This window comes from Agrobacterium sp. MCAB5, assembly GCF_052114365.1.
In the GTDB taxonomy this organism is placed as follows: domain Bacteria; phylum Pseudomonadota; class Alphaproteobacteria; order Rhizobiales; family Rhizobiaceae; genus Agrobacterium; species Agrobacterium tumefaciens.
This window is the reverse complement of the sequence record NZ_JBFREP010000235.1, coordinates 1-478: the sequence shown is the minus strand read 5'-3', so window position 1 is coordinate 478 and position 478 is coordinate 1. Positions and strand designations below refer to the sequence as shown.

The window sequence follows — 478 nt, the reverse complement described above, 5'->3', positions numbered from 1 at the left end:
ATGCGCGGATCAGCGTTTCGCCATCGATACGGTCGGTCTTCGCCCGGCGATGCCGGCGCGGCATGGCAATTGATGCGGCTTCTACAATGTGGCTCTCGATCCAAGCCTCCTTGCTGAGCACTCGTCCCAGCCAGAAGCCATCCAGCCCGGCCTCCTGGATCACCACCAGTGGGTAAACTATGTTCTTTCGCCGAGTGGCTTTCTGACGAAGCGCTGCAAAGCATGCGAACAAGCCGGCAATATCCCCTCCAGTAACGGAGTGGCGGGACATCTTCTCGCTGCCAGGGGACAGAGTTGTCACCAGCCAGGTCGATTTACTCAATTCCAACGAGACGAATATTGCGCCAAGATCGACGGGAGTAGTGATCTGCGATTGAGTTTGATCTGCTGTTATCGGCATGATTGGCCTCCAGAGAGTTTTCTAGCGACCTCACTCTGCCATGGTGCAGGCCGCTACTCACCCCTGATGGGATCTCAA

Annotated in this window: 1 pseudogene; it reads right to left on the bottom strand. The window is 56.5% G+C overall.

Features of this window, described 5'->3' with window-relative positions:
- Positions 1–400: pseudogene (locus AB4Z23_RS28395) on the bottom strand (IS110 family transposase); the annotation flags it as partial.
- Between the last annotated feature and the right edge of the window lie 78 nt (positions 401–478).